This window comes from Paenibacillus sp. FSL R7-0331, assembly GCF_000758645.1.
Taxonomy (GTDB): domain Bacteria; phylum Bacillota; class Bacilli; order Paenibacillales; family Paenibacillaceae; genus Paenibacillus_AQ; species Paenibacillus_AQ camerounensis.
In genome coordinates this window covers 5,977,164-5,995,627 of the sequence record NZ_CP009284.1, presented here as the reverse complement: position 1 = coordinate 5,995,627, position 18,464 = coordinate 5,977,164, and the positions used below count along the sequence as shown (strand labels likewise).

The window sequence follows — 18,464 nt, the reverse complement described above, 5'->3', positions numbered from 1 at the left end:
GAAAGTCTGCAGATTACCCTAGAATAAAGCTATAAGAACGAGGTCAACGAAAGGCGGTGAGAAAAAATGCAGAATAGAAAAGGTAACGGACTTGCTATTGCGCTGATTGTGATTGGAGCGGTTATGCTGCTCGGGGTATTGCCCCACCTGATCCATGGAATATTCGGAATCCTGTTCCCGGTACTGCTTGTGGCTCTCGGATACTACGGAATTAAAAGCGGGCGCAAAATTATCGGCTGGATCGTATTGTTTATCGGTGTCATGGCTTTAATCTCGAAGCTGTCCTGGATCATCGGGCCACTGCTCGGGGTTGCGCTGGTTGTCTGGGGCATCTCGGTGCTCAAAGGCAGAAGAGGCAGAACATACTAAGAACACAGGCTGTAAAGTTTACTTAATGAGAAGCAGGGAGGGAGCAGGAAATCATGAGTGTTTTTCGCCGCATGAGGGATATTACCGTAGCTAATCTAAATGAACGACTTGAACAAAGCCAGGACCCGGTGAAGCTGATTGATCAGTTCTTACATTCGACCCGTGAGGAGATCGCTGAAGCAGAGCGGCTGTACCAGCAGTATGCTGCGCATACGAAGCAGCTGCAGGTGCAGGTTAATCAGGCAACAGCTATGAGAAACAAACGTGAGGAGCAGGCGCTGCTGGCGCTCAAGGCCGGTGAGGACCATCTGGCAAAGATGGCTTTGCAGGAGAAAATTATTCACGAAGAGAAGCTGGAGCAGTACAGCGGGCTGCTGGAACAGAGCCAGGGATCGCTGTATGAGCTGGAAAGCCAGCTGAACGAGCTGAAGGTTGAATATCAGACAGTATATAACAAGCGCCAGTATTATGCGGCACGGATGGAGTCATTGAGACTTCAGCAGCGCATGAACCAGAGGGCAACTGCCTACGGCAGCGGCAGCGATGTTCCCAAAATGTTCGGACGGCTTGAAGACCGGATGAATGACTGGGAACTGGAAGCCAAGAGTCTGCGGGATTTGCGCCGCATGGGCCAGGAATACGCGGTGCAGGCCGGCGAGACAGTAGCAACTGTGCTGGAAAGAGAAATGGCTAAGCTCAAGGAGAAGCTTAACAATGGCGGAAAGGAGTAGTGCTATGACCCGATTGTATCGTTCAAGCCGCGACAAGGTAATGACAGGGCTGGCAGGAGGATTGTCCGAGACACTCGGCATTGACTCTACCCTGTTCCGGATTCTGCTGCTCGTCAGCATTCCCTTTACCGGAGGCGCGACAATACTTGTATATTTCATTGCAGCATTGATCATTCCAAAGGAGCCGACGCAGTATAATCCGTTCGGTCCCGGACCCGGAGCACCCGGAGGCCACTATGGCGGTCCCTATGCCGGCGGCCCCGGATACGGACGCGGCCCGCAGGGACAGGGAGGCTACGGCGCCCCTGGAGGACACGGCGGACACGGCGGACAGCCGGGCTATAACCCGAACCCGGGCTATGACAAAGCAAACAGCTATCCCGGCCAGGATTCCGGCCTGGATGCCATGATGAAGGATATTGAGAAGAAGGCACTGCAGAAAGAAGTCGAAGAGCTCAAACAAAAACTTGCTAAATACGAGAAGGGAGAAGTTTAATCATGGGAGTATTTCAACGGATTAAGGATATGACAAAGGCGTCGGTAAACGACCTGCTGGATAAAGTAGAGGACCCGATCGTAATGCTGAACCAGTATCTGCGCGATATGGAGGCAGAGATCCACGAAGCAGAGGTTACAGTTGCCAAGCAGATGGCGAACGAGCGCCGCATGAAGCAGCGTGTTGAGGAAGCAGCTAAAATGTCCGGACAGCGCGGAGCCCAGGCTGAGCTGGCACTGAAGAATAGTCAGGAGGAGGTTGCCCGCAAGCTGCTGGAAGAAAAAATCTACTTCGACCAGAAGCAAGTGGAATACGGCGATCTTCACGCCCAGGCAGAAGTACAGGCCAAGGAGCTGGTGCAGCAGCTGCACGACATGAAGGATGAGTTCTACAAGCTGCGCAACAAGCGCAATGAGCTGGTATCCCGCGCCCAGATGGCTAAGGCCAAGAAGCAGATGTCCCAGATCAGCAGCGTGCATTCCATTGAAAGCGGCAGCGCATCTCTCGGCTTCCACCGTATGGAAGAGAAAATCATGCAGCTTGAAGCAGAAGCAGACGTTATGCGAGCCCCTTACAGCCCGTCTGCCGGCCTGTACAACAAGTCGGTTGATGCTGAGAAGCAGCTGAAGGTGGAAGAACAGCTTGCCGCATTGAAGAACAAATTGAATCCTCCATCTGCACCGTCTCTGGACAAAAAAGAAGATTAATCCCTGTTCCTAAAAAGCAGGCGGATATGATATGCTGAACAAGGTAAAAGCCATACGGTATGGGTCACCATACCGGTATGGCTTTTATAGCGGGATGCGCTTTTATAATGAATTTACGGTTTGCGGATTATATTTATTTTAAAGCTGAAAATAAAGCAGAGGATCTGATTCCTCTGTTATTCCTATATAAGTTTAGACTTACGATGACAGTTTTGCTTCGCAAAACGTAGAAAATGCTTACGAAGATAGTTTTGCTTCGCAAAACTTTGAGGAGGTGCGCTATGGATAAACGGAACCGTCTGATTGCCATCGGACTGATTGGCGTGGGCTGCTTGATGATATTTGGCAAATGGATCGGATTTTTCTCCGTTGTTGCACTCCTGTTCCTGCTCATGGGGATATACCGTACAACCTCGGGCAAGGTGAAGCAGGGCTATAAGCTGCTGGGAATCGGCGCAGTGCTGCTGCTTCTGGATCATCTGCTGCTGGTACTGGGCATCTGTCTCATCTCACTCGGCGCGTTTTACGTCAAATCGAAACGGCTGCAGCAGGGAAAAACATTTATGCAGAAGCAGGGCTTCTCTTCACGGTTCGACTGGGATTTATCGCCCTGGGTGATGCGCAGTCTCAGTGCATGGCATGTGCTTGGCGAGGTTGATGTTGACCTTTCACTGGCAATGGCTGAGGAGAAGGAGACCATCATGCTGTTTCAGGGAATCTTCAGTGACGCAGATATTCATCTGTCCGAGGACTATGGCGTAGAGATTGAGGCATTCGTGCTGTTCGGCTCGATTGAATTCGGCAGCCACCGCGATACAGGGATGATGAACCGGCTGAACTGGAAGTCTGCCAACTACGATACCAGCGAGCAAAAGGTAAAATTCAGTATTTCCTATCTGATGGGGGATCTGGATGTAAGAATATCCTGAATGCAGCATGGCATTTAATGAGAAAGGGAGGCTCCTGTACGTGGATAAAAAGAACAGCAGCATGGTGACGCGCAGCATGGGTGAAGGGGCGTTATTCTCCTTTGTCATGCTGCTGGTTTTCTTGTACATTATGTATACATACGGTTATTTGCAGCCTTTTGAGAATTGGGAGATCGGAATCCGTACCGGAGTAACGCTGATTCTGCTGCCGGTCGTTTTCGGAGTCTGCTTCGGCTTCTATCAGAGCTTTCGCTTCAAGCACAGGCTGGAGCGGCTTCGCGGAACCTTGGTCGCCTGGGAAAAAGGCAATCTTACCCCGGCAATGCCGGTGCTAGGCAGCGATGAGCTTGGCCGGCTGGGTGAACAGCTTGGCCGGATCAGCGGCAAGTGGGAGAACCAGGTAAATACCCTGCAGCGCCTCTCCACCAACAATGCGAAGCTGGCCGAGCAGGCGCGGGTATCGGCGATTATCGAGGAGCGGCAGCGCTTGGCCCGGGAGCTGCATGATGCCGTATCCCAGCAGCTGTTCGCCATTTCCATGACTGCGACGGCTGTGGGCAGAACGCTGGAGAAGGATTTTGACAAGGCCCAGCGCCAGATTGCTCTGATCGAAGAGATGGCTGCGGTGGCCCAGTCTGAGATGCGGGCGCTGCTGCTGCATCTGCGGCCGGTGTATCTGGAAGGCAAAGGGCTGGAGCAGGGACTCCAGGAGCTGATTAAGGAACTGCAGATCAAGGTGCCGATGGAGATTATTTTCGAGATGGATCCGGATGTACAGCTGCTTAAAGGGGTTGAAAACCATCTGTTCCGTATTGTGCAGGAAGCGATATCGAACACCCTGCGCCACGCCAAGGCGGAGAAGATGGAGATCCGGCTGCACCGGAGGGGCGATGCCGTCCGGCTGACGCTGCGTGATGACGGCATCGGATTTGAGATGGATGACAGCAAACAGACCTCATACGGGCTGTCGAATATGCAGGAGCGGATTGCAGAAACCGGCGGATCCATACAATTTATTACAGCGCCCGGTAAAGGGATGCGAATTGAAATTACTGTACCGCTGGTCAATGAATAGGAGGCAAGAGCAGCCATGGAAACAGAAGAAATCAAAGTTCTGCTGGTGGACGATCATGAAATGGTGCGGATCGGACTTGCCGCAGTGCTTGGAACAGAAGAAGGTATAGAAGTAGTAGGCGAAGCCGGAAGCGGTGAGGAAGGCATCCGGCTGGCCCAGGAATATAATCCGGATGTGGTGCTGATGGATCTGGTCATGGAAGGTATGGACGGCATTGAAACAACCAAACGGCTGCTCAAGCTGTACCCGGACTGCAAGGTTATCGTGCTGACGAGCTATCTGGATGATGAGAAAATGTACCCTGTGATTGAAGCTGGTGCCTTCAGCTATCTGCTGAAGACCTCACGGGCGAGTGAGGTGGCGGATGCCATCCGCGCTGCAGCCAGAGGGCAATCTGTGCTGGAATCCCAGGTTGCATCCAAGATGATGAACCGCTTCCGCAACAATGCCAAAGCAGAGGCTCCGGCCTACAAGGAGCTCACGGAACGCGAGATGGAAGTGCTGAAGCTGCTGGCCCAGGGCAAATCCAATCAGGATATCGCCGATCAGCTGATCATCGGGATCAAGACTGTGAAGTTTCACGTCACCAACGTGCTTGCCAAGCTGGGTGTCGAGGACCGGACCCAGGCGGCTATTTATGCATATAAGAACGGACTGGCGGAGTGAACTCGGCTCACAGGCCTCGTACGGGATGGAGTATTCCTGCTTGGCACGGCTGGGAGGCGAAATGAGAGGCAGAAATGCCTCAAATTCCGGCTAACAAGGCTGTTTTTCGTAGGCATAAGGGGATTTTTCCCTCTAAATTACCCTACATAGGCTGATGATAGCCAAATTAGAGGGATTATTCCCTTTATATTCGCCGAGAACGAGCGTGATAAGCGGACTTAAGGGGAATTTTCCCTCTAAAGTAGCTCATCGAAGGTTTTTAGAGCCAACATAAAGGGAATATTCCCTTTATGTTGGCTCTTGTGCATAGAGGGCGTTCCGGCTCCTGCGAACGAGTAATAGGCACATTTCATTCCTTCTAAATTAAGTTCAACACCCGAAGCGTATGGATGCACACTAAATCGCAATACCCTGTAAGTTTGGAAATTTAGCAGGAATCTGGCAAGGCAAGTATAACTCCTCCCTAATCGGGCTATCCTTTCTAGTAGATTGCTAGATTGGATGAGAGAGGGAGATGCGGAATGCAGGCGGGCAGACATAGACAAGGGACGGGGAAGTTAACGCTGGTCATCATTGGCCTCAGTCTGCTGGTGCTGCTGCTTGCGGGATTCGCAAGCGGAGCCAGCCGCACGAATACCGAGGAAGCTGGAGCAGACACCTCTCTGTCTGCGTCCAGCCCGGAGCAGCTGCTCCGCTCACTGGAGCTTCTGATCTCGGCTGGCCGGGAGGTAACTGCCGCCGGCTCTCCGCTGCGGATGGTGGTCAAATGGCAAGGGGAATACAACGGTAAAGCTACAGCTCCTAATAATGCGTCAAATCAGGAAGAAAGTCCTGCAGCAGCACCAACCGAGTCTCAAACAGTTCCCGCCGCTATAACTCAAGCCACGTTCCATGCGGAAGCCACAGCAGTACCTCAAGCTGTGCCACATACTAATGCAACTGCAGCAGCCCGGCTGGCCGAACAGCTCGGACTAGGCACGCCGGAGGCCACTGAGGAAGACGGTCACGTAACCTATAGGGCCTCCCGTCCGCTGGATTCACATAGCAGCATGTCATTGTTCTGGAGTGAGCTGGGCGAAGGCGCAAGCTATGTAATTGTGACTGTGGAAACACGGGAGCTGCTGCAGGCAGCTGCATTTCAGACTGTAGCGGCAGATGCCGGAGTACAGCTGCTGGCCGCCGGCATCACACCGGAGTGGAATGCTTCGCTGCAGGGCACATCGCTGGCAGAGGAATCATCCGGTGAAGCGCTTGAGCGGGTGGAGGGGATAATGGCTGAGCGTCTGGATGGACTAGAGGCATTGGAAAGCTACGAGGATGACGCGACCAGCAGCCGTTCGTACGGCATCACTGGTGCACAAAGATATGTGAACAGCGGTGAGCACAGATTAGCCCTTCAGGCTGCCGTACACAAGAACAGCAATGACAACAGTAACCGTGTGACCATCGGGCTGCCGCTGATAACGATCGAATATTAAGGAGCGGTTCAATATTATCGTCATAATCCGGTCCGTTTCAGTACATGCTAATACAAAGCTCCGCAAACCGGGCTCCGCGTTTGCGGAGCTTTTTGCCGGAAGGTATAATATGCAAGTGTTAAAGAAATAGCCGCTGCTGCCGGAATATAAGCTGCTGTATGAAAATGAATAAGAAAGAGTAATGGAAAATTACGAAATCCCGAGAAAAACTGTCAGGAATGTGATAGCATCCTTACTGCGAATATGATAAAATGACATCACGCCGTTATGCGGCTTGTTGAGAATGATTGTCAATAACTATATTACATACAGAGAGATGAGGAGCCATGGCTGAAAATCAAACCCTTGATGCACTGCACACACCCGGTGCTGTATTCTTTATTTTTGGGGCAACCGGAGATCTGGCCCGCCGCAAGCTTTTTCCGGCGATATACAGCTTGTACCGTGAAGGCAAGCTGACTCATGATTTTGCGGTAATTGGCGTGGCTCGGCGTCCCCGTACCCAGGAGGAATTCCGTGAGGATGTGAAAGAATCCATCCGTGAATTCTGCCGTTATCAGGTAGCCGATGCTGCTGAATGGAACGAATTTGTTCAGCATTTCGAATATAAATCGCTGGACATCAATAATGTTGACGGCTTCCGTGAGCTGAGTGCGCAGACGGAGCAGCTTGAAGAGAAATTCCAGATTCCGGGTAACCGGATGTTCTACCTGGCGCTTGCTCCCGAGCTGTTCGGCAGCGTGTCGTTCAACCTTAAAGCCGGAGGCATGCTGCAGGGCGCAGGCTGGAACCGTCTGGTTATCGAGAAGCCGTTCGGCTACAACCTGGAATCTGCTGAGCAACTGAATGAGCAGATCCGCCAGGTGTTCAAGGAAGAAGAGATTTACCGGATCGACCACTATCTCGGCAAGGAAATGGTCCAGAACATTGAGGTTATCCGGTTTGCGAATGCGTTCTTTGAACCGCTGTGGAACAATAAGCATATTGCCAACATTCAGATTACCCTTGGTGAAACGGTCGGGGTAGAAGAGCGCGGCGGATATTATGATCATGCGGGAGCCCTGCGCGATATGGGACAGAACCATATTTTGCAGCTGCTGACGATGATTGCAATGGAGCCGCCAAGCCGTCTGCTGGCTGAAGATATCCGTGACGAGAAGGTTAAGGTACTCCGTTCGCTGCGTCCTTACTCTTCCTCTGAAGAAGTGCGCGAGAACGTGGTGCGCGGGCAATACACTCAAGGTTTGTACAAAGGCAAGAGCCTGCCGGCTTACCGCCAGGAGGATAAGGTAGATCCTGAATCCAATACCGAGACGTATTTTGCGGCCCGTATCTTTGTAGACAACTTCCGCTGGGCGGGCGTTCCGTTCTACATCCGTACCGGCAAACGCCTGCCGGTGAAGACGACGGAAGTGGTTGTGGAGTTCAAAGGTATGCCGACTAACGTATACCTGGGCCAGAAGCATAAGCTTGAGCCGAACCTGCTCGTTATCCGCGTTAATCCGATGGAAGGCATTTACGTGAAGATCAATGCCAAGAAGCCGGGTTCAGAGTCGGAAATTCAGCCGCTGGCGATGGACTTCTGCCAGAGCTGCATGGTCGGCATTAACTCCCCTGAGGCCTACGAGCGTCTGCTGCATGATGCGGCACGCGGTGACTCGACCTATTTTACCCGCTGGGATGAAGTATCCTCGGCCTGGTCGTTTGTAGACCGGATCGCGAAAGCGTGGAAGGAAGAGAATAATGATCTGGCGTCCTACCCTGCAGGCTCATGGGGCCCGGTAGAAGCAGATCAGCTGCTGGATCAGGACGGCTTCCACTGGTGGCCGGTGAACGGACAGGATGAAGATAATGTGGTATGGCGTGTGAACAGCTAGTACAGCGCTATAGATTTCAGAACAGCGGTTCCCCGATGGCGGGGGACCGCTGTTTTTGTATTTTCTATGAAAGTTACAATAAAAGGATTCCATTTCATTTTACTTGCTATATAATTCCATTAAATGTAGAGAGAGGCAGTCCGGGGAAGCACAGCAAGCCGCCGAAGGCCTACATAATTTTGTTGCAGAAATGGGGCATTCTTTGATGAAGAGGACAGGGCAGGCTCACAGGCAGTACAGTTTTTTTCTCGGAACGATGCTTTGCGGCTATAGTCTGGCTGACAAGATGTATGGAGCGGTTTTTATCGTATTGATGAGCATGAGGGGGATTGATCCGCTGCAGATCAGTATTATTTTTGCGGTATCCTCGCTGTCTCTTGCGATATTTGATTACCCAAGCGGCAATCTGTCCGACTTATATGGAAGGAAGAGACTGACGGCTATCGGATTTATAATCTGGGGTGGCGGACTGACTGTATTTGCATTTGCCGGCAATCTGGCGGTTTATATCGTTTCTGCGGTTGTGATGTCTCTGGGGGTTGCGCTGATCTCCGGCTCGCCGCAGGCTTGGTATCTGGATAAGCTCGAGGATCTGGGCATGCCGGAGTATAAAAATATTGCATTGCCGCGCCTGAACGGATATGTCTCGGCGTTTGCGGTTGCAGGAGCACTGCTCGCATCCCTTAGCAGCAATATTTACCTCTATCTTCCGGTTGCTATAGCGGGGGCAGTGGCAGTTGGGCTTGGCCTGTACGTCTGGCTGCGGTTCAGTGACAATTATGGGGTGCGGACAGAGGCCGGGATTTTTAAAGAGGTGTATATCACGACAATTCAATTTGCCCGGAATAAGCTGATGCGGTTCATTCTGCTAAAAAGTATATTCAGCCATGCGGCCCTGCTGGCTTTTCTGCTGAGCTGGCAGGTATATGGAGTAAATGAGCTGGGTCTGCCCGCAGGTTCCTTAGGAGGATTGCTGACCGTTTTTATGGCTGTAATCAGTCTGTCATCGTTCTGCAGCTCTTTTCTGGTGAAGCGAAGGATTCCGGCTGTGCGGATTATCTGCACGGGAATGGTGATTTCGGCCGCAGGGCTGCTGCTGGCAGGGCTGTCTGCACATCCGGGTATATTTATTGCGGGGCTGATCCTGTATGAATTTGGGCTCGGACTGGAGTTCTCCTTATTCAGCGCATGGGTACAGGATTTCATTCCCAGGGGCAAAAGAGCCACATTCACCTCCGGCCTGTCCGCCCTCCAATCGCTTGCCGGCTTTGCTGTGACCTTATTGCTTGGTGTACTTGCGGAACGGTTCGGCTATACTGTGATTTGGATGCTTGGTGCGGTAAGTGTGATGCTTTCCATGACGGTTTTGCTCTTTTTGAATAAGCGGCATATCATAATGGACACGGCCCATGCAGAAGCGGAAACGGCAGCTGGCTAAAAAAGATGCTTTTATCCGGTGAATTTCACCAACTTATTTGACTTCCGCTGCTTTTTTGTAGATAATGTCTGCCGGATTTTGATATACTTTAAAGGATGCTTTCACTGGTGGTTGAACCGGAGACTATTATTGGATAATAAAGAATCTACGGTAGAAGGGATTTGTACTTATGAGCAGAGCGCCGATTTGAGCATAGCCTTGTGCGATGGAAGAGGCAGCATGAATTTATATATGAAGGGATATGTGCAATGACACCGGATCAGAAACTGCAACAGGAAGTGGACAAACGCAGAACGTTTGCGATCATTTCCCACCCGGATGCGGGTAAAACAACACTTACGGAGAAGCTGCTGCTGTTCGGCGGCGCAATCCGGCTGGCGGGAACGGTTAAGGCCCGTAAAGCAAGCAAGCATGCGACAAGTGACTGGATGGAAATAGAAAAGCAGCGCGGAATCTCGGTAACGTCTTCCGTTATGCAATTTGATTACCTGGATCACCGGGTCAACATTCTGGATACCCCTGGTCACCAGGATTTCAGTGAGGACACCTACCGGACCCTGACGGCTGCGGATAGCGCGGTCATGCTGATCGACGTGGCGAAGGGTGTGGAAGCACAGACGATCAAGCTGTTCCAGGTGTGCGCGAAACGCGGCATTCCGATCTTTACCTTTATCAACAAGCTGGACCGTGAAGGCCAGAGCCCGTTCGATCTGATGGAGGAGCTGGAGAATGTACTGGGCATCCGCTCCGTACCGATGAACTGGCCGATCGGCAGCGGACGTGAGCTGTGCGGCGTGTACGACCGGATGAAGAATCAGGTGGAGCTGTTCCAGGGTGACGATCACTCGGTAATTAAGGTGCAGAAGGTTGAGAGCTACCGTGACCCGATCATCCGTGAGATGGCCGGAGAATATCTGCATGACCAGCTGTGCCAGGACCTGGAGCTGCTAGATGTGGCGGGTGACGCTTTTGACTATGAAAAGGTATTGCGCGGTGAGCTGACTCCGGTCTTCTTCGGCAGTGCGATCAACAATTTCGGAGTGCAGACGTTCCTCGATAACTTCCTGGAGCTGGCACCGAAGCCGGAGCCGCGCCGCAGTACTGTGGGTTCCATTGAGCCGACGAATCAGAAATTTACCGGCTATGTATTCAAAATCCAGGCCAACATGAACCCCGCCCACCGCGACCGTATCGCGTTCCTGCGGATCGTATCCGGCAAGTTCGAGCGCGGGATGAGTGTGAAGCATGTACGGGCAGGCAAGGACATCAAGCTGTCCCAGCCGCAGCAGTTCCTGGCCCAGGACCGGGATATTGTCGAAGAGGCGTATCCGGGCGATATCATCGGTCTGTTTGACCCGGGTATTTTCCGGATCGGTGATACGCTGAGCCAGGCCGGGGAGATGGAGTTCGATGAGCTGCCTACGTTCTCACCGGAGATTTTCTCCAAAGTGAGCATCAAAAATGCACTTAAGTCGAAGCAGTTCCAAAAAGGGATTGACCAGCTGACAGAAGAGGGTATGATCCAGGTGTTCCGTACGGTTAACTTCGACGATATTCTGCTCGGCGTAGTCGGCCAGCTGCAGTTCGAGGTGTTCGAATACCGGATGAAGGGCGAATATGGTGTAGATGTTATGCTGCAGCGTATGAGCTATCAGTTCGCGCGCTGGATCGTCGATGATGAGAACAAGCCGGACCCTTCGAAATTCCGGATTAACTCTACACTTGTAACGGATAAAAAGGGCAACTATGTCGTACTGTTCGAGAACGAGTACGCCATGCGGACGGCGATAGATAAGAACCCTACTGCGAAGTTCCTCGAGACGGCTCCTTAATGCCATGAATGTTTAAACAAAAACCTCCGCCTCTAACGGTGCAACTGCACGTTATGAGAGCGGAGGTTTTTGGCTGTCTATCTCTGCTCAGTGGTAATGGCTCCGGGAGTAATCTCCTCCAGATGCCTGTGCAGCAGTCCGATGACATGATCCTGCTTGGCCTTGCCGATATCTTTCCAGACCATTTCAAATACGACACCAAGTCCCGGAAGCGCGGCCTCCGGTCCGTCTACAGAGCCCTCAATCATTGAGCGCAGCCCTTCCTCAGACTGGCCGTGCACCTTATGAAGAATAGCCTGGCGTAAATCAATGGTTACCGGCATTGTGCACCTCCTTCTTAATTAAATGCAAAGCTTCAATGGGCGGAAGCTCTTGAACAGGCTGCCGCTGCAGGACAGGCTCCATTCAAAATGCCCTGTACTAATGTGCCCTGCGGCGGCAGTGAAAATTCAAGTTTGGCCGCCCTTATGCTATACTGTGTGAGACGAAAAATGCTGCAGGGGGTACACGGACATGGCTAAAAAACAATACGCGATTATCGGGATGGGACGCTTCGGCTCAAGTGTAGCCAAGGCGCTCAGCGGCATGGGCTACGATGTGCTGGCAATCGACACAGATGAGCAGCGCACCCAGGAGATCTCGGGTATTGTGACCCATGCCGTATCCGCAGATTCTACTGATGAGGAAGCGCTGCGTGCGCTGGGAATCCGTAATTTTGACGTTGTCGTTGTGGCGATCGGCGAAGACATTCAGGCCAGTATTCTGACTACGCTGATCCTTAAGGATCTGGGAGTGCCGGCAATTCTGGTTAAAGCAAGGAATGAGCTGCACGGCAAGGTACTCAGCAAGATCGGCGCAGACAAAATCATTTATCCGGAACGGGACATGGGCTTACGGGTGGCGCATCATCTGGCCTCGCCGAATATCCTTGATTATATCGAGCTGTCTCCGGACTACAGCATTCTGGACATGAAGGTCCCCAAGCAGATGCTCGGTAAAAACCTGCTGGAGCTGGACATCCGTGCCAAATACGGCTGCAACGTCATGGCTATCCGCCGGGGCGAAGAAATGAACATCACGCCAAGAGCCGAGGACCGGCTGGCAGACGGCGATGTGCTGGTTATCGTTGGGCACAAGGATAATCTGACCAAGCTGGAGATGGCTTATCAATAAAGATGTGCGAAAGGAAAGAACTTCATGGAAATATTATCACCGCAGAATACGCGGGTAAAAGAATGGGCCGGACTGCAGGAAAAGAAACACCGCGATAAGTCAGGCAAATATATAGTGGAAGGGATTCATCTGGTACAGGAGGCACTGCTGGCGGAAGCCGATGTGGAGATCCTTGCCTACGATTTGGACAAGGGAATGCCGTCTGAGCTGCGGGATCATCTGCAGGCGGTGCAGGGCATGGAGGTCATCGGTGTGTCGGCGGCTGTTATCTCCAAGTGCAGCAGCACGAATACGCCGCAACCGGTGTTTGCAGTTGTCCGCAAGGAGCAGCAGGGCGTAGAGACGATTCTGGCGAAGCCGGACAGTCTGATTGTTGTGCTGGACGGCGTCCAGGACCCCGGCAACGTGGGTACGATCATCCGCAGCGCGGATGCTGCAGGTGCGGACGGGGTTATCCTCGGCCAAGGCTGTGCCGATCTGTACAATCCGAAGACCATCCGCTCCACGATGGGCTCGATGTTCCATCTCCCCGTAGTCGAGGGAGATCTGGGCGTTGTTCTGCCGCAGGCGCGGGAACGCGGCGCTCTTCTGGTCAGCACCTCACTGACCGGCGAAGACTCCTGCTATACGCATGACTTCCGCGGCAGCCAGTGGCTGCTGATCGGCAGCGAAGGCAAGGGCATCTCCCCGCAGACGGCAGCGCTAGTCGACAAGAGTATCATCATCCCGATGGCCGGCCGGGCCGAGTCGCTGAATGCGGCGATGGCGGCTACGATTCTGCTGTTTGAGGGGATGCGGCAGCGGGGATGTAACCAATAAAAAATTCTTGTCCAATTTCAAACTTCCTGTCCCTGAATAAAAATAACTGTCCAGAGTCACTCGAAGACTGGAGAAATGCAGCGTATCTAATCGCACATTTCCCCAGTCTTTTTCTCTCTCTTTTTGGACAGTAATTATTATCTCGTTTCGTTCACAATTGAGCCAGTTCTTTACCAGTTTTTCGCCCTTGTGACCTGACATGAAAGGACATGAATTTTTATCCCGAAAATTGGTTTCTGCCTTGTGGGGAAAGGGATTGGGGTGTGTTGGAGAAGAAATAGCCTCGAATTATGAGGTTATCTCTTTTCTTTTGATTCCTTAAGGATTTCATCTATCTCTTCGATTAAATTCTTCCAATGATAATAGTCTTCCCGATAAATCGTTAATACGATGGGCGTAAAAATAGCGGAGCATGTCCCGCTCCGCCTAGTAAATCATTATGTAACGATGATGATGCCTGCATATATCAACAAACTTCGTGGTTTCAAGCTTAAGCTTACGAGGAACGCTCGTACCGTCCTCGAATAGTTCAAGGTATATGGCAGAGCTATCGTTTGGTCGTAAACGTGGAATGTCATCAACCTGTAAGCTTCCACGCTTTACGGCTTGGAACATCGTTACATCCTTGCTCAAGAACGAAATGTTTACCGGAACGCTGATGTTGAGATTTAATTTTGAATTATTTGCGTGCTTCTCCAAGTTATCTCTAATATTAATGAGTCCGAAATCACCAGTAGCAATCGCGATGTTGTGAATCTGTGTTGGATAGTGAGAAAGGAGGAGATAGGCAAGCGTCAGAATTGAAGCTTCTCCGGCATTTTTTCTCGTGGTTCTTGTTTCTGTTTGTTTCATCGGAAACCCTTCAGCGTAAAATCGGGTGATCCAGTCATCTCCCCATTCTACAATGTCTTTTCTAGATAAGAGAGACAAGAAACGCAATGCTTCTCCGTGTGGGGCAGAGAGTCTAAAAATCTCCATCAACCTTTGATGCTCGTATGAGATCATTGCTGGATAGTCTTCTTCTTCTTCGAGTATAAGAACATCGATCGGAATGGAAGCTACGTATTCGACCTTCCCCGTATGATGCACATATTCCGCTTGAACCCAACCTGGGATCAACACTACATCGAATCCTTCAAATACCTTGTCCTGTTTGAGTACATCCTGATGCTGATAAAGGAATTGAAGCTTGCCTGAGTCGAGAATCAAGATTTTTGCTTCTATTGCGTTTCGAAGCTTGTCCTCTAGTGCTTCGTAGTTAGCCATCGAAACGCTCCTTTACGATTTATTTAATTCATACTTAAATTCCTTCTCCCATTCTTCGACAACTCGGAGGTTCTCTGCGAATAACTCCACGTCGGAATGTTGTTTGATCTCTTCCTTAATGGGTCCTTTGATCGCATTCAAATTCGTGACATACGAAGGTTTGATCAGCGTATCGTCCAAAGAGTATTCTTGGAATAGACTTTCCCATGTTTGAGTCGTCAATTGCTTATCGAAATGAGATTTAACCAGTTCTTGAACAGCCTGATTCTGATTCTTTTTGGCAAGCTGATAGAGCTGAATAAGGACAGCTTTATAAGGAGCCTTATAGGACTTCATGCAATGAGCAATTTTAACGAAGAAGTCCTCATATTCCAAGCTGTGAAAGTAATCATACAAATCGCCGTCACCGAAGATCATTCGACTTGCAAAGTAGTCAGCCTTACGCTCGGTTAAATCGAATTCAACCGAAATGTCATAATCGTTTCCATGAAGTTTTAACTCTTCACTTTCGGTAAGGTGATAGATTTCATGCCAATAGATAAAGTATTGATAGACGCGAGGTTGGGCAGTATTAATAATAGGGACATTGTGACAATTTGGAAATTTACGAATGGCTCCTCCCCAATTGAGGTCAGGAATAGGGATCTCAATCAGTTGATGTTCCTTTAAGATCTCAAATGCTTGTTGCTCAATAGGGAAGGATCGCCATTTGATTAGACGTTTTTCGATAAACGAAATATGGGCTTTAACTTCATTATGAATTTGGGCATTTCGCTCAATCGTTTCATCCAAGTTTGAACTTGTGATTCTCAATCGGTATCACCCTTTCTTATTTAAGGTAAAGGGCATAGATATCCAAGATGTTGTCCAGCCCATCTAACAAATGCTGTGCTCGTTCGCTTCTTGCTTCACCAATACCGTGGTCGGAGTACGCATAAACAGGTTCAGGAGGGGTGATCGTTATACGACTCTCCAAGAAATAGTTCTCCGGCAATTCAAAGCTTTGATTGATCGTGGCAATTTGGTTATTATAGATAGTGGGGTTTGGGCTTTCTGCTTTCAGGATTAGATCGATGGTAGGTCTCGATATACCTGTTAATTTAGACAGTGAAAGCTTGGTGTAACCTTTGAACCTCATAAAAGCCTTGATGTTCTCTGCAATTTGCGTCCGGTGGTCAAAAAAGTTGATCATCATTGTAGCCACCTCTTTTCGTTTTTATACTCTCATTATATAAGAATTAGCTAAGATGTAAAACAGGTTTTTACAATTTGTAAAAATTATTATAAGTGTCGCCGAATATTTTATAACTCAAACGTCCATTAGACAGATTTTCTCCGGTTTAAACCTACATAGCCAATTGTTTCTTGTCAAATTCACGAAACGGCTCCCTCAGCTTTCCCAGGGAGCCGTTTCATTATTTACCTTATGACGAGTATTATTGCGTCAGAATCGATGTCAGGCGTCTCGCGGGCACATCGAAGTTAACCCCTATTTTGTCAAGTTATCTGTTTGCTTCGAATCCCGCTAGCTCTTCCACGAAGTTTGAGGATTTCATCCAACTCTTCGACAAGATCCTTTCAACATATACGGAGGATTTTAATTAAAAGGGGGGCAATATAAATGTCAGAGAATAGACTGAAAAAAATTATTGGCAAGGAGTACACCGACAACCCAATCGTCAATTTCTTAATATACTTGATGCCTGATCCTAAACAACCAGGTTATGGTGGTGAAGAATGGCGTAAAAAGAATGATTTAGATGTCGTATGGTTAGATGGAAACTTGCATGCCGATACTATATTTTCGCTATGGATTCCCTTGAAAATGAGTTTAAAAAGTATGGCAGGAGATACCTTTAGCTATAAGGGGAATGGAAGAACACCCTCAAAAGAAAATGAGTGTTTTAAAGACATCATAGAAAATATTAATCACTATTTACCGCCCGAACATGCGTTAGTAAAAGAGTTGTATCAATTTGCTGAGTTAGCTGCAACAAGAGCTAATGTGATGCGGTTGCCAAACAGACAAATGCAAAAACGTGGTTTTTTCTATTTCGATCAAATGCCTAAAACACTGTATGAATGTTTTGGGGAAGGAAGGTTCAATACATATTTCGGTAGCGATAACGCGGTCAAAGAATGGGTCAAAGAAGAGAAGATGGAAATGTTCTTTGATGGCTCGATTTCAAGGAATACCATCAAGCCCTTAATATCTCGAATGCAAGTTTCTGATTGTGAGTGGCTCAAAGAGAGTCATGACATCCTAGAAATGCTTGTTCAATATAATGAGATCCTACGTATAAGAAGCGAAGTGTTGCTAAGATCAAAGGTGTAGGAGGAAGTTCTCCTTTTTCCTCATTGTTGAAACGAAAGCAGAGTGAGGTAAAGTATGGACTGGTTACATAAAGATTGTTGTCTGATTAACTGTTGACCATTCAAGTTACATTAAGGATGGGGGAAGAGAAGTGGACTATTATCTGGTAGTATTTTTTTGTTTTGCTATTACACTTCATAATATCGAAGAAGCAGTCTGGTTGCCTAAATGGTCACAGAAATCTTCAGGGTTTCATAAGCCAGTTGCTTCAAGTGAATTTCATTTTGCTGTTATTGTTATAACTATTCTGGCTTATTTATCTGCATTCAGTTATTTATATATGCCAGAATCAGTGTTTGCAAAATGGATTTTTATTGGATTTTTAGGCTCGATGATATTAAATACTATTTTTCCACATCTTATAGCGACCATTTTGATGAAAAAGTATGCACCTGGACTGCTTACTGGCTTATTACTTAACATTCCTATAAATTCATTCGTTATTTATCAGATGTTCTTACATCATTTGATTATATGGAGAGAGTTAATTATATCAACAGTGCTTGTAGGAATTATTTTAATATCACTCATTCCGGTTTTGTTTAAGGTTGGCGGCAAAATAACTTCTTCTTTATCCTCTTTCTAAGCACAAAAGCCCGCACCCGGCCAGATGGCATGGATGCGGGCTTTTGTCTAAAACAGGTCTTGTCCGTTCTCATTCTCTGTATAGATGGAGATTAGTACGATGGCTGTGTCTTCGCCTATATTTTTTACCAGATGGGGGGTGCAGGCATTCCAGCTAAAGGAATCCCCCTCCGCAAACTCGGCTCCATCCTCTCCTTGCTCTGCGTATATTCTCCCCTTAATGACTACATGCACTTCCTGCCCTTCATGCGCATGCGGCGCCTCTCCAGTCATAGTACCGGGAGGGATTTCTACGATGCTCATACGTACGTTCTGGGTAGAACTCAAGTGTTCCACTTTTAGATTGGCCGGGCCGCTGGTTGTAATGGTCCGTTCGTCCTTACGGACAATATGCATCCGCTCTTCTTTCTTTAGAAGCAAGTAGGCAAGGGGCACTTTTAGCGCCTGAGCTATATTTTCCAATGTGGAAATGGATGGAGAGGTCTTATTGGTTTCTACCTGACTCATAAAGCCTTGGGATAGGCCGGTTAATTCGCATATTTGGGCAATCGTTATATTTTTTCGCTTCCGGATAGCCCGGATTGTTGAGCCGATATCCATCTGATCACACCCTTGGAATATTTGTAATACGAAACTTAATTTTATATTA

The 18,464-nt window shown here is 49.2% G+C and carries 20 protein-coding genes; 15 read left to right on the top strand and 5 right to left on the bottom strand.

Annotation, left to right across the window (positions count from 1 at the left end):
- The first annotated feature begins 66 nt into the window (after positions 1-66).
- The 11 genes from R70331_RS26010 to R70331_RS25960 all read left to right on the top strand — a co-directional run bounded on the left by R70331_RS26010 (position 67) and on the right by R70331_RS25960 (position 11,598).
- The gene (locus R70331_RS26010; RefSeq protein WP_042180697.1) at positions 67-369 is read left to right on the top strand and encodes a LiaF transmembrane domain-containing protein; all 303 of its coding nucleotides are present in this window, start codon (positions 67-69) and stop codon (positions 367-369) included.
- A 53-nt stretch (positions 370-422) separates the two neighbouring features.
- Positions 423-1,100 carry a PspA/IM30 family protein gene (locus R70331_RS26005; RefSeq protein WP_042180694.1) on the top strand — a complete coding sequence of 226 codons (678 nt, stop codon included), beginning with the start codon at positions 423-425 and terminating at the stop codon, positions 1,098-1,100.
- A 4-nt stretch (positions 1,101-1,104) separates the two neighbouring features.
- Positions 1,105-1,596, top strand: coding sequence for a PspC domain-containing protein (locus R70331_RS26000; RefSeq protein WP_042180692.1), 492 nt, complete (start codon positions 1,105-1,107; stop codon positions 1,594-1,596).
- A 2-nt stretch (positions 1,597-1,598) separates the two neighbouring features.
- Positions 1,599-2,303 carry a PspA/IM30 family protein gene (locus tag R70331_RS25995; RefSeq protein WP_042180689.1) on the top strand — a complete coding sequence of 235 codons (705 nt, stop codon included), beginning with the start codon at positions 1,599-1,601 and terminating at the stop codon, positions 2,301-2,303.
- A 281-nt stretch (positions 2,304-2,584) separates the two neighbouring features.
- Positions 2,585-3,232 (top strand): cell wall-active antibiotics response protein LiaF, encoded by a 648-nt coding sequence (gene liaF / locus R70331_RS25990; protein ID WP_042180686.1) that lies wholly within the window; start codon positions 2,585-2,587, stop codon positions 3,230-3,232.
- A gap of 61 nt (positions 3,233-3,293) precedes the next feature.
- A complete protein-coding gene (locus R70331_RS25985; RefSeq protein WP_231576527.1) occupies positions 3,294-4,307 on the top strand; it encodes a sensor histidine kinase in 1,014 nt (337 codons plus the stop codon).
- Between the two features lie 15 nt (positions 4,308-4,322).
- The gene (locus R70331_RS25980; RefSeq protein WP_042180683.1) at positions 4,323-4,973 is read left to right on the top strand and encodes a response regulator; all 651 of its coding nucleotides are present in this window, start codon (positions 4,323-4,325) and stop codon (positions 4,971-4,973) included.
- 521 nt (positions 4,974-5,494) lie between these two features.
- Entirely contained in the window at positions 5,495-6,451 is a 957-nt protein-coding gene (locus tag R70331_RS25975; RefSeq protein WP_042180681.1) for a YwmB family TATA-box binding protein, read from the top strand.
- Positions 6,452-6,777: 326 nt separating this feature from the next.
- The gene (gene zwf / locus R70331_RS25970) at positions 6,778-8,328 is read left to right on the top strand and encodes a glucose-6-phosphate dehydrogenase (RefSeq protein WP_042180678.1); all 1,551 of its coding nucleotides are present in this window, start codon (positions 6,778-6,780) and stop codon (positions 8,326-8,328) included.
- A 205-nt stretch (positions 8,329-8,533) separates the two neighbouring features.
- Complete coding sequence (locus tag R70331_RS25965) at positions 8,534-9,766, top strand: MFS transporter (RefSeq protein ID WP_042180675.1); 1,233 nt, start codon at positions 8,534-8,536, stop codon at positions 9,764-9,766.
- Between the two features lie 248 nt (positions 9,767-10,014).
- Positions 10,015-11,598 carry a peptide chain release factor 3 gene (locus R70331_RS25960; RefSeq protein ID WP_042180674.1) on the top strand — a complete coding sequence of 528 codons (1,584 nt, stop codon included), beginning with the start codon at positions 10,015-10,017 and terminating at the stop codon, positions 11,596-11,598.
- A gap of 77 nt (positions 11,599-11,675) precedes the next feature.
- Here the strand turns inward: R70331_RS25960 and sspI are convergent, their stop codons facing one another.
- Entirely contained in the window at positions 11,676-11,921 is a 246-nt protein-coding gene (sspI, locus tag R70331_RS25955) for a small acid-soluble spore protein SspI (RefSeq protein WP_042180672.1), read from the bottom strand.
- A 190-nt stretch (positions 11,922-12,111) separates the two neighbouring features.
- On the opposite strand from sspI, the gene R70331_RS25950 reads away from it, so the two are divergent.
- Together R70331_RS25950 and R70331_RS25945 are read left to right on the top strand one after the other, a co-directional pair.
- Complete coding sequence (locus R70331_RS25950) at positions 12,112-12,771, top strand: potassium channel family protein (RefSeq protein ID WP_042180670.1); 660 nt, start codon at positions 12,112-12,114, stop codon at positions 12,769-12,771.
- A gap of 24 nt (positions 12,772-12,795) precedes the next feature.
- On the top strand, positions 12,796-13,590 hold the full coding sequence (locus R70331_RS25945) for a TrmH family RNA methyltransferase (RefSeq protein ID WP_042180668.1): 795 nt from the start codon (positions 12,796-12,798) through the stop codon (positions 13,588-13,590).
- A 426-nt stretch (positions 13,591-14,016) separates the two neighbouring features.
- On the opposite strand, the gene R70331_RS25940 is transcribed toward R70331_RS25945, so the two are convergent.
- Genes R70331_RS25940 through R70331_RS25930 form a run of 3 tightly spaced genes read right to left on the bottom strand, consistent with a single transcriptional unit; the run spans position 14,017 to position 16,051 of the window.
- Positions 14,017-14,856 (bottom strand): hypothetical protein, encoded by an 840-nt coding sequence (locus tag R70331_RS25940; protein ID WP_042180666.1) that lies wholly within the window; start codon positions 14,854-14,856, stop codon positions 14,017-14,019.
- A 12-nt stretch (positions 14,857-14,868) separates the two neighbouring features.
- On the bottom strand, positions 14,869-15,669 hold the full coding sequence (locus tag R70331_RS25935) for a hypothetical protein (RefSeq protein ID WP_042180664.1): 801 nt from the start codon (positions 15,667-15,669) through the stop codon (positions 14,869-14,871).
- Positions 15,670-15,685: 16 nt separating this feature from the next.
- Positions 15,686-16,051, bottom strand: coding sequence for a helix-turn-helix domain-containing protein (locus R70331_RS25930; RefSeq protein WP_042180661.1), 366 nt, complete (start codon positions 16,049-16,051; stop codon positions 15,686-15,688).
- A gap of 426 nt (positions 16,052-16,477) precedes the next feature.
- Here R70331_RS25930 and R70331_RS25925 point away from each other — a divergent pair, with 426 nt between their 5' ends.
- Positions 16,478-17,191 carry a hypothetical protein gene (locus R70331_RS25925; RefSeq protein WP_042180659.1) on the top strand — a complete coding sequence of 238 codons (714 nt, stop codon included), beginning with the start codon at positions 16,478-16,480 and terminating at the stop codon, positions 17,189-17,191.
- Between the two features lie 130 nt (positions 17,192-17,321).
- Entirely contained in the window at positions 17,322-17,816 is a 495-nt protein-coding gene (locus R70331_RS25920; RefSeq protein WP_042180655.1) for an HXXEE domain-containing protein, read from the top strand.
- A gap of 47 nt (positions 17,817-17,863) precedes the next feature.
- Here R70331_RS25920 and R70331_RS25915 read toward each other — a convergent pair whose 3' ends face one another.
- Positions 17,864-18,415, bottom strand: coding sequence for a helix-turn-helix domain-containing protein (locus tag R70331_RS25915; protein ID WP_042180653.1), 552 nt, complete (start codon positions 18,413-18,415; stop codon positions 17,864-17,866).
- Positions 18,416-18,464: the final 49 nt, after the last annotated feature.

Coding starts and splice junctions, on each gene's coding strand:
- R70331_RS26005 (WP_042180694.1), top strand. CDS start 423: ATGAGTGTTTTTCGCCGCATGAGGGATATTACCGTAGCTAATCTAAAT.
- R70331_RS26010 (WP_042180697.1), top strand. CDS start 67: ATGCAGAATAGAAAAGGTAACGGACTTGCTATTGCGCTGATTGTGATT.
- R70331_RS25985 (WP_231576527.1), top strand. CDS start 3,294: ATGGTGACGCGCAGCATGGGTGAAGGGGCGTTATTCTCCTTTGTCATG.
- R70331_RS25995 (WP_042180689.1), top strand. CDS start 1,599: ATGGGAGTATTTCAACGGATTAAGGATATGACAAAGGCGTCGGTAAAC.
- R70331_RS25965 (WP_042180675.1), top strand. CDS start 8,534: ATGAAGAGGACAGGGCAGGCTCACAGGCAGTACAGTTTTTTTCTCGGA.
- sspI (WP_042180672.1), bottom strand. CDS start 11,921: ATGCCGGTAACCATTGATTTACGCCAGGCTATTCTTCATAAGGTGCAC.
- R70331_RS25930 (WP_042180661.1), bottom strand. CDS start 16,051: ATGATGATCAACTTTTTTGACCACCGGACGCAAATTGCAGAGAACATC.
- liaF (WP_042180686.1), top strand. CDS start 2,585: ATGGATAAACGGAACCGTCTGATTGCCATCGGACTGATTGGCGTGGGC.
- R70331_RS25945 (WP_042180668.1), top strand. CDS start 12,796: ATGGAAATATTATCACCGCAGAATACGCGGGTAAAAGAATGGGCCGGA.
- R70331_RS25950 (WP_042180670.1), top strand. CDS start 12,112: ATGGCTAAAAAACAATACGCGATTATCGGGATGGGACGCTTCGGCTCA.
- zwf (WP_042180678.1), top strand. CDS start 6,778: ATGGCTGAAAATCAAACCCTTGATGCACTGCACACACCCGGTGCTGTA.
- R70331_RS25915 (WP_042180653.1), bottom strand. CDS start 18,415: ATGGATATCGGCTCAACAATCCGGGCTATCCGGAAGCGAAAAAATATA.
- R70331_RS25940 (WP_042180666.1), bottom strand. CDS start 14,856: ATGGCTAACTACGAAGCACTAGAGGACAAGCTTCGAAACGCAATAGAA.
- R70331_RS25980 (WP_042180683.1), top strand. CDS start 4,323: ATGGAAACAGAAGAAATCAAAGTTCTGCTGGTGGACGATCATGAAATG.
- R70331_RS25925 (WP_042180659.1), top strand. CDS start 16,478: ATGTCAGAGAATAGACTGAAAAAAATTATTGGCAAGGAGTACACCGAC.
- R70331_RS25975 (WP_042180681.1), top strand. CDS start 5,495: ATGCAGGCGGGCAGACATAGACAAGGGACGGGGAAGTTAACGCTGGTC.
- R70331_RS26000 (WP_042180692.1), top strand. CDS start 1,105: ATGACCCGATTGTATCGTTCAAGCCGCGACAAGGTAATGACAGGGCTG.
- R70331_RS25960 (WP_042180674.1), top strand. CDS start 10,015: ATGACACCGGATCAGAAACTGCAACAGGAAGTGGACAAACGCAGAACG.